At 72.1% G+C, this 8500-nt stretch carries 7 protein-coding genes; 5 read left to right on the top strand and 2 right to left on the bottom strand.

Going from position 1 to position 8500, the window contains the following annotated elements; genetic code table 11:
- The 5 genes from ACFVU7_RS29875 to ACFVU7_RS29855 all read left to right on the top strand — a co-directional run bounded on the left by ACFVU7_RS29875 (position 1) and on the right by ACFVU7_RS29855 (position 6931).
- Positions 1-216: an MbtH family protein gene (locus tag ACFVU7_RS29875; protein ID WP_074005862.1), complete on the top strand. Its 216-nt coding sequence runs from the start codon at positions 1-3 to the stop codon at positions 214-216.
- A gap of 11 nt (positions 217-227) precedes the next feature.
- Positions 228-1493 carry a cytochrome P450 gene (locus ACFVU7_RS29870; RefSeq protein ID WP_388048134.1) on the top strand — a complete coding sequence of 422 codons (1266 nt, stop codon included), beginning with the start codon at positions 228-230 and terminating at the stop codon, positions 1491-1493.
- A 49-nt stretch (positions 1494-1542) separates the two neighbouring features.
- Positions 1543-2292, top strand: a complete 750-nt coding sequence (locus tag ACFVU7_RS29865; protein ID WP_380775374.1) for an SRPBCC domain-containing protein — start codon at positions 1543-1545, stop codon at positions 2290-2292.
- An 8-nt stretch (positions 2293-2300) separates the two neighbouring features.
- Positions 2301-2501, top strand: a complete 201-nt coding sequence (locus ACFVU7_RS29860; protein ID WP_049649157.1) for a hypothetical protein — start codon at positions 2301-2303, stop codon at positions 2499-2501.
- A gap of 389 nt (positions 2502-2890) precedes the next feature.
- Entirely contained in the window at positions 2891-6931 is a 4041-nt protein-coding gene (locus ACFVU7_RS29855) for a hypothetical protein (protein WP_388048132.1), read from the top strand.
- A 93-nt stretch (positions 6932-7024) separates the two neighbouring features.
- On the opposite strand, the gene ACFVU7_RS29850 is transcribed toward ACFVU7_RS29855, so the two are convergent.
- Positions 7025-7207, bottom strand: coding sequence for a hypothetical protein (locus ACFVU7_RS29850; RefSeq protein ID WP_380745461.1), 183 nt, complete (start codon positions 7205-7207; stop codon positions 7025-7027).
- A gap of 570 nt (positions 7208-7777) precedes the next feature.
- Positions 7778-8134 carry a beta/gamma crystallin domain-containing protein gene (locus tag ACFVU7_RS29845; protein WP_049649160.1) on the bottom strand — a complete coding sequence of 119 codons (357 nt, stop codon included), beginning with the start codon at positions 8132-8134 and terminating at the stop codon, positions 7778-7780.
- Positions 8135-8500 lie beyond the last annotated feature (366 nt).

Below are 8500 nucleotides of genomic sequence, written 5' to 3'. Positions count from 1 at the left end.
ATGACCAACCCCTTCGACGACCAGGACGGCACCTTCCTCGTGCTCGTCAACGAGGAGAACCAGCACTCGCTCTGGCCCCAGTTCGCCGACGTCCCCGACGGCTGGACCGTCGTCCACGGCCCCGACACCAACGCCGCCTGCCTGGAGTACGTCGAGAAGTCCTGGACCGACATGCGGCCCAGGAGCCTCGCCGACGCCATGGACACCCGGAAGTAGCGCGGCCCGTAGTGAACCCGACCGACACCACGGACGAGGCCCGCCCCGCGGCGGGCCTCGCCCCGGCCCACGACCCCGTCCCGTCCCACGACTTCGCCGCGGACCTGCTCACCCCCGAGGCCCGGCGGGACCCGTACCCCTTCTACGCCCGCATGCGGCGCGAGAGCCCCGTCCACCGCAGCGACCAGGGCATCTGGTACCTCACCCGGTACGCCGACATCGAGGCGGCTCTCGGCGACCTGCGGCTGTCCAACGACCGCGACCGGATGACCCGGGCCTACAGCGCGCTCGGCGGCGACCTGAAGGCCCTGAGCCGGCTCACCGACCGGCTCGGCCGGGTGATGACCAACACCGACCCGCCGGACCACAGCCGGCTGCGCAAGCTGGCCAACCGGGCCTTCACCGCCCGGCGCGTCGAAGCGCTGCGCGACGGGGTCCAGGGCATCGTCGACCGGCTCGTCGACGAGGCGGTCGCGGCCGGGCGGAGCATGGACCTGATCGAGGCGGTCGCCGCCCCGCTGCCGATGTCCGTCGTCTGCGAGCTCTTCGGCATCCCGGAAGAGGACCGGCCGCGGGTCAAGGGCTGGTTCCGCCGCTTCGGCCGGCTCACCGAGGACATCGACAAGTCCGAGGCGGCGATCGACCAGTACGAGGAGTACCTGTCCGGGCTCATCCGGGAGCGCCGGCGCGCGCCGGGCGACGACCTGATCAGCGCCCTGGTCGCCACCCAGGCGCAGGACGAGCGGCTCACCGACTCCGAACTGCTGTCCACCTGCTTCGTCCTGATCACCGCCGGCGACGAGACCACCGCCAACCTGATCAACAACGGCGTCCTCGCCCTGCTGCGCCACCCGGACCAACTGGCCCGGCTGCGCGCGGATCCGGGGCTGATCCGCGGCGCCGTCGAGGAGCTCGCCCGCTACGACACGGTGACCCAGGCGATCGTCCGGGTCGTCGCGGAGGACCTGGAGATCGGCGGACGGACACTGCGGGAGGGGGACCTGGCGTACCTGTTCCTCGCCGCGGCCAACCGCGACCCGGACCGCTTCGAGGACCCCGACCGGCTCGACCTGACCCGCCCCGGCAACCGGCACCTGACCTTCGGCCACGGCCCGCACTTCTGCCTCGGCGGCCCGCTGGCCAAGCTCCAGGCCGAGGTGGCGATCGGCACGCTGGTGCGCCGGCTGCCCGAACTGCGGCTGGCCGACGAGGCGGCGCTGGACTGGCGGCCCAACCCGCTGCAACGGCGGCTGAGCGCCCTCCCGGTCACCTACTGACCATGAACGACGACCACTGACCATGAACGACGACGAAGGAGTACCGACCATGGCCCGAGAGTTCGAGGTCCGCCGGGAACAGGACCTGCCCGCCACGCCCGAACAGGTCTGGGACGCGGTCGCCACCGGCGCCGGCAACCTCGGCTGGCTGTACCCGATGGAGGTCGAGCCGCGCGTCGGCGGAAAGGCCAGCCGGGGCGACTCCACCGTCGTGGCGTGGGAGCCGCCGCGGCGGTTCGCCGTCCGGGCGACCCAGGACGGCGGGTTCTCCAACACGCTCAGCTACCACATCGAGCCCGCCGACGGCGGAACGAGCCACCTGCGGATGGGCATCCACTGGGTGCACACGGGCGTCGTCGACGAGGCCTGGATGTGGGACGCCAAGTCGGACGCGGCCGAGAAGCACGTCGACTTCTACCAGCACGGCCTCGCCGAGTACCTGCGGCACTTCGCCGGCCGCCCCGCCGTCTACGTCAGGGCCCCGCGCCCCGAACCCACCGCCGACCCGGCCGACTTCGCCGCCCTGCGCCTGCGCCTCGGCCTCGCCGCCGACGCGGCCGTCGGCGACCGCCTGCGGCTCGACGTCCCCGGTACGGACGGAGGGCCGGAGGAGGTCGTCGTGGACTGGCTCAGCCCCGACTTCGTCGGCCTGCGCGGCCCGGACGCGCTCTACCGGTTCTTCAACGGCAGCACCTGGAACGTGCCGATCTGGCTCGGCCACCACCTGTTCGCCGAGGACGCCGACGAGCAGCGGGCCACCGCGGCGTGGACCGCCTGGCTCAACGACACCCAAGCCTAGGAACCCCGATGGAAACCTCCACCAGGACACTGCTCTTCGCCGCCGAACTCGTCGAGGAGAACGGCACGTACACGCTCCTCGTCGAGGACGTGCGAACCGGCAGCGTCGAGACCACCCCGGTCCCCAAGGCCATGGTCGACAAGCTCCCGACCTTCCTCTCGGCGCTCGCCGCCAAGCTCAACCCTCCGGCGCCGCGCCGCCGTTGGTAGCCCTTCCCGCACCGTGAGGCCGGTGCCGTCCGGGAGCCGCCGCTCCCGGACGGCACCGGCCTCGCCGCGTCCGGCGGCGCTCAACGGCCGGACCGCCCTCGCCGGCGCGGGTGGGGGCCGACTCCGCTCGACGCAGTTAGTTCATATGACGATGCGTCAACAGACGTGGCACTGACCCGGGTCGAGGCCGTCGCGGTCGGTCGCACCCGGTGCAGGGGGCGCGCGACGGGCGTCGAGCGCGGTGGTCGGACCGTTCGTGTGGGCCGCCGGGATGACCTCCCCAGCGTGCCGGACCGACCCGGATGGTGGAGACGGCATAGTCGTCCCGTCGCCCAATGGCGTGTTCACTCCGTCATCCAGAGTCCTGTGCACACCCTGGAGAGTCCTCGATGCCCAAAGTCAGACGTCGCCGGGGCCTGGCCCCGGCCTTCGGGGTGCGGGGCAGTACCGTCCCGGCTCGTCCGTCGAACCGTGCCGCGTCGAAGCGGCGCGGCTGGTCCGGAGTGCTGGCAGCGGTGCTGACGCTGGCACCGCTGTCGCTCGTCCCGCTGATGGCCGCCCCCGCCGCGCACGCCGCCCAGGCCTGCCCGCCCGACCCGGGCTACACCGACTGCCTCGCCTTCACCCACACCGGTGGCGGCCAGGACTTCACCGTTCCCCCCGGCGTCACCTCCGTCCGGGCGAAGGCCTGGGGCGCGGGCGCGGCCGCCGAAGCCGACAGCCCCGCGGGAACGGCCGGCGCCGACCACCGGAACCGACCGGGTGCCGCCGGCGCCTTCGCGACCGCACTGCTGGACGTGACGCCGGGGCAGCGGCTGACGGTGGTGCCCGGCCAGGGCGGGCGGGCGCACTCCGAGGACTCGAGCTCCCCGGCGGCCCGTACGGCCCTCGGCGGCGGCGCCTCCAGCGTCCTGGCCGACGAGCCGCACGCCTCGGCCCGCACCCTGCTGGCGGCCGACGGCGGCACCTCCCCGAGCGAGGGCGGCACGGCCGTCGGCTCCGGGGGCGGCGACGTTCCGGCGGGCCTGGCGTCGCACCTGACCGAGCGCCAGTACGTCGCCGGGGCCGGCTTCGGCGGCTTCGCTCACCCCGCCGCCCCGGTGAAGCCCGGCGACCGGGACGGACGTGACGGCGGCAACGGACTTGTGGTGCTGGAGTGGCAGGCCCCGGACGCCGCCTCGGCGAAGGCCGCCCCCGTCCAGGGCAACGCCTCGCAGGCCCCATCCCCCTTGTCGTCCGCGGTGAGCACCCCAGCGTCCGTGCCGTCCGCCGAGAGCGTCCCCCCGTCGGGCACGGCCCCGGCCGGCCACGCCCCCCGGGCGCCCGGCCCCCCCTTGGACTGCAGCGGCAACACGATCTACGCCGTCCAGCGCGGCTCCTCGGGCGCCGGTACGGGCACCCTGCTGGCCCTGGCCTCCGGCACCGTCGGCGGCGCCAACGTGACCGCCACGACGGTGAGCACGCTCCCCGCCGGGTCCGGCTTCACGAACGCCCTCGGCATCACGGACGGCGGCACCGCCGCCTACGTGGTCGACCAGACGCCGGCCGTCAGCGGGTCCGTGAACGTGTACGGCTACAACGCGGCCACCGGCGCCTGGACCGTCTACACCGGATCCGCCGGTCCCACCAGCGACTCCTTCGTCGCCGGCGCGGTGAACCCGGTCAACGGCATCTACTACTACGCCAGCTTCGAGCCCGGTACCGCGACCACGCCCGGCGTGGCCACCCTCTACGGGTTCAACACCACCACCAACACCGCGATCCCCGGCGTGATCGGCACGTTCGACCTGCCGGTCACCGGCACCTCCGGCCCCAACGGCGACATCACCTTCGACGCGGGCGGCAACCTCTACATCCTCTCCTCCGTCGGGACCGACGCCGCCATCGGCCGGGTCTCCGCACCGATCCCCACCACGGGGTCGGCCACCGGTGTGCCGCTGACCAGCACGACGCTGAGCACCCTGGACAACCCGACGGACAGGTCCTTCAACGGGGCGGCCTTCGACAACGTCGGCAACCTCTACATCGAGTTCACCTCGGGGACCACCACCTACCTGGAGCGGCTCAACCCGAACACCGGTGCGGTCACGGCCGGTCCCACGCCGTACACCAACAACGCCTTCCTCTCCGTGGACCTCGGCGCCTGCTCCACCAACCCGACCCTGACCCTGCAGAAGGACATCGTCGGCCGCTTCGCCGAGTCGACCATGTCCAACGACCAGTTCACGCTGGAGATCACCGGCGGTGGCGTCACCCAGGGCAACACCGCCACCACGACCGGCACCAGCACGGGCGTCCAGTCGCCCCCCGCAGGCCCGGTCATCGCGCTGTCCGGCACCACCTACACCCTCACCGAGACCGCGGCCTCCGGAAGCCTCTCCGACTACACCACCACCTACGACTGCGTCGACACGGCCAACGGCAACGCCCCGGTCGCCTCGGGCAGCGGGGTGACCACCTTCAACCTGCCGTTCCCGGCGACGGTGGAGGACAAGAACAGCCCGATGGTGCTCTGCACCTTCACGAACACCCCGGTCCCGGCGACGCCCGCGCTCACCATCGCGAAGTCGGCGTCCCCGACGACGGTTTCGGCGGTCGGGCAGGTCGTGGACTACAGCTTCCTGGTGACGAACACCGGGAACGTGACGCTGACGGACGTGACGGTGAACGAGACGGCGTTCTCGGGTTCCGGGGGGCCGCTCGTGGCGGCCTGTCCGCCTGCTGCGGCCTCGCTCGCCCCCGGTGCGTCGGTCACCTGCACGGCGAGCTATACGGTGACGCAGGCGGACCTCAACGCGGGCAGCATCACCAACACGGCGACCGCGACGGGTACGCCGCCGTCCGGCCCGCCGGTCACCTCCCTGCCGTCCAACGCGACCGTCACGGCCACCGCCAACCCGGCCCTCACCATCGTCAAGTCGGTCGACGCGACGGAGCTGACGGCGGCGGGCCAGGTGCTGCACTACATGTACGTGGTGACGAACACCGGGAACGTGACGCTGGCGAACGTCACGGTGAACGAGACGGCGTTCTCCGGTTCCGGGACGCCGCCGGTGGCGGCCTGTCCGCCGGGTGCGGCCTCGCTCGCCCCCGGCGCGTCGGTCACCTGCACGGCGAGCTACACGGTCACCCAGGCGGACATCGACCGAGGAAAGATCACCAACACCGCGACCGCGACGGGCACGCCGCCGTCCGGCCCGCCGGTCACCTCCCCGCCGTCCTCGACCAGCGTCCCGAACACCCCCGAGCCGGCCCTCACGATCGTGAAGTCGGCGTCGCCGACGACGGTTTCGGCGGTCGGGCAGGTCGTGGACTACAGCTTCCTGGTGACGAACACCGGGAACGTGACGCTGACGAACGTCACGGTGAACGAGACGGCGTTCTCCGGTTCCGGGACGCCGCCGGTGGTGACCTGCCCGCCGGCTGCGGCCTCGCTCGCTCCTGGCACGTCGGTCACCTGCACGGCGAGCTACACGGTCACCCAGAGCGACCTGCAGAGCGGCAAGATCACCGACACGGCGACGGCGACGGGTACGCCGCCGTCCGGCCCGCCGGTCACCTCCCCGCCGTCCACCGTGACCGTCACGGTCACGCCCGCACCGGCGCTCACCATCGTCAAGTCGGTGGACGCGACGGCGCTGACCGGGGTGGGCCAGGTGCTGCACTACGCGTACCTGGTGACGAACACCGGGAACGTGACGCTGACGGACGTCACGGTGAACGAGACGGCGTTCTCGGGCTCCGGGACGCCGCCGGTGGTGAGCTGCCCGCCGGCTGCGGCCTCGCTCGCCCCCGGCGCTTCGGTGACCTGTACAGCCACCTACACCGTGACGCAGGCGGACCTCAACGCGGGCAGCATCACCAACACGGCGACGGCGACGGGCACTCCGCCGTCCGGCCCGCCGGTCACCTCCCCGCCGTCCTCGACCACCGTCCCGAACACCCCTGAGCCGGCGCTCACCATCGCGAAGTCGGCGTCCCCGACGACGGTTTCGGCGGTCGGACAGACGGTCGACTACGCGTACCTGGTGACGAACACCGGGAACGTGACGCTGACGGACGTGACGGTGAACGAGACGGCGTTCTCGGGCTCCGGGACGCCGCCGGTGGTGACCTGCCCGGCGGGTGCGGCCTCGCTCGCCCCGGGTGTGTCGGTCACCTGCACGGCCGCCTACACGGTCACCCAGGCGGACATCGACCGAGGGAAGATCACCAACACGGCGACCGCGACCGGCACTCCGCCGTCCGGCCCGCCGGTGACCTCCCCGCCGTCCACCACCACGGTGACCACGACGGAGGCACACGGGCACCTGCCGAACACCGGCACCGGCACCGGCACCGACACCCGGCTCGCCGAGCTGGCCGGGAGCCTCCTGCTCCTGGGCGGCGGCCTGACGCTCGCGACCCGCCGCACCCGTCGTCGCGGCTAGCACGACAGCCTGACCGGCGGTGGCCCCCGGAGCCCGTGCTCCGGGGACCACCGCCTTTCGTCGTCCCGGCGGGCACCGGAGAACCGCCACCCGTCACCCCCACTCCGACCTGTCGGCCAGGCGGCGGTACCACCAGAACTCCGTGCGCCACTGGCGCCGGTCCGCGAACGGGTCGGGGAGGGTACGGCGCAAGAACACCGTGTCCAGGGCCTTCACGAGTCGGCCGAGCTCGGCACGGGCCCGTTCCGGCAGTCGCTCCAGGACTTCCTCCAGCACGTCGCGTGCGTGTCTGACGTCGTCGAAGGAACATCCCGGGCACGGGCAATGCGACTCCTGCGGGTACAGCGGACGTCTTCCCGGCGGGTGCAGGAACTCGCGGTACCGCCGCAGTGCCCGGTCGGTGGCGCCCGCGTGAAGGTAGAAGCTCTCGCTCAGGCGCTCGACCCGGTGGACGGCCAGGCTCGCCCTGTCGGAGAGTCCGTGGATCCGGAGCGGAGGGGTCGGCCCCGAGACGCGGGAGGCCGGTCGTTCGGCGCGCAGTGCGCGGGGCCGTCTACGCGGCATCGGCCTTTCGACACGTGATCATGGGCGCCATGATGCCAGGCAGGGCCGCGCTGCCGCACCCGGTTTCCCCTGCGGAGTGCGGAGTGCGGAGTTCGGGGCTCGGCGGGCAGCCGTGGCGCAGCATGCCGGCGCCGGCCAGCCCCTGGAGGGGGTGGCCGGCGCCGGTGAGCCGGGGTGGAGCGAATTCACGTCACAGAAGATTCGGTGGCGATCGAAGCACTGTGGGAATTCCCGGTGATTCGGTCGGGCGAATTTATGTTCGGGGTTCGCTCCGCCGGTTCGTCAGAGGATCTGGATGGAGTTGACTCGCGGCGGGCGGTTCGGGAAGGAGATGTCGGTCCAGCGGTTGATCCGCACCGAGTCGCCGTTGGCGTCGGAGTAGACCAGGTCGTTGTTCCCGGTGGAGATCCGGTCGACCCACCACCCGCCGAAGCCGATCGACCCCCCGTTCGCGTAGCAGTCGACGCTGTCACGGCCGTCGAGGTGCGACCAGATCTTCAGGAAGTCGTTGCGGCTCCCGTCGCACTGGACGTGGTCGATGGCGAAGGCGTTGCCGGACGGCACGGCCACGGTGAGCGTGGCGGCCGCGGCGAAGGCCATCGCCATCGAGCTCACGACCTTCTTGGCTTTCGAGATCATGGATTCTCCTCAGTCGGATGAAATGTCGAATCGGAGACCGCTTCGCAACGAGTTTCGGTTGCGTCGTGCTCGATCAGTATCCAGACCGCTTTTGTGACGGTCAATCGAACGAAGTCTGGCCTCACGTGTTCTCGGTCATTTCCCTCCGTGTTTTCGGCGAGGCGTGGGGTGTGGTGTTCTGGTGGGTCGCGAGTGGTTCCGGGGCCGGGTGGACGGGCCGTCGACCGAGGGTCGCCTAAGTGCTGCGCTGACGTGGGGTGATGGTCGGACCGCCGACCGCGCGCGACAGCTCTCGGGGGACGACTGGCTGGGAGAGGGGGGTGGGGCTGGCGGGTTCGCGCAGGACGTGTCGTGCGGTGTCGGGGG

This window comes from Kitasatospora sp. NPDC058046, assembly GCF_042885595.1.
In the GTDB taxonomy this organism is placed as follows: domain Bacteria; phylum Actinomycetota; class Actinomycetes; order Streptomycetales; family Streptomycetaceae; genus Kitasatospora.
This window is presented reverse-complemented; position numbering and strand designations above follow the sequence as displayed.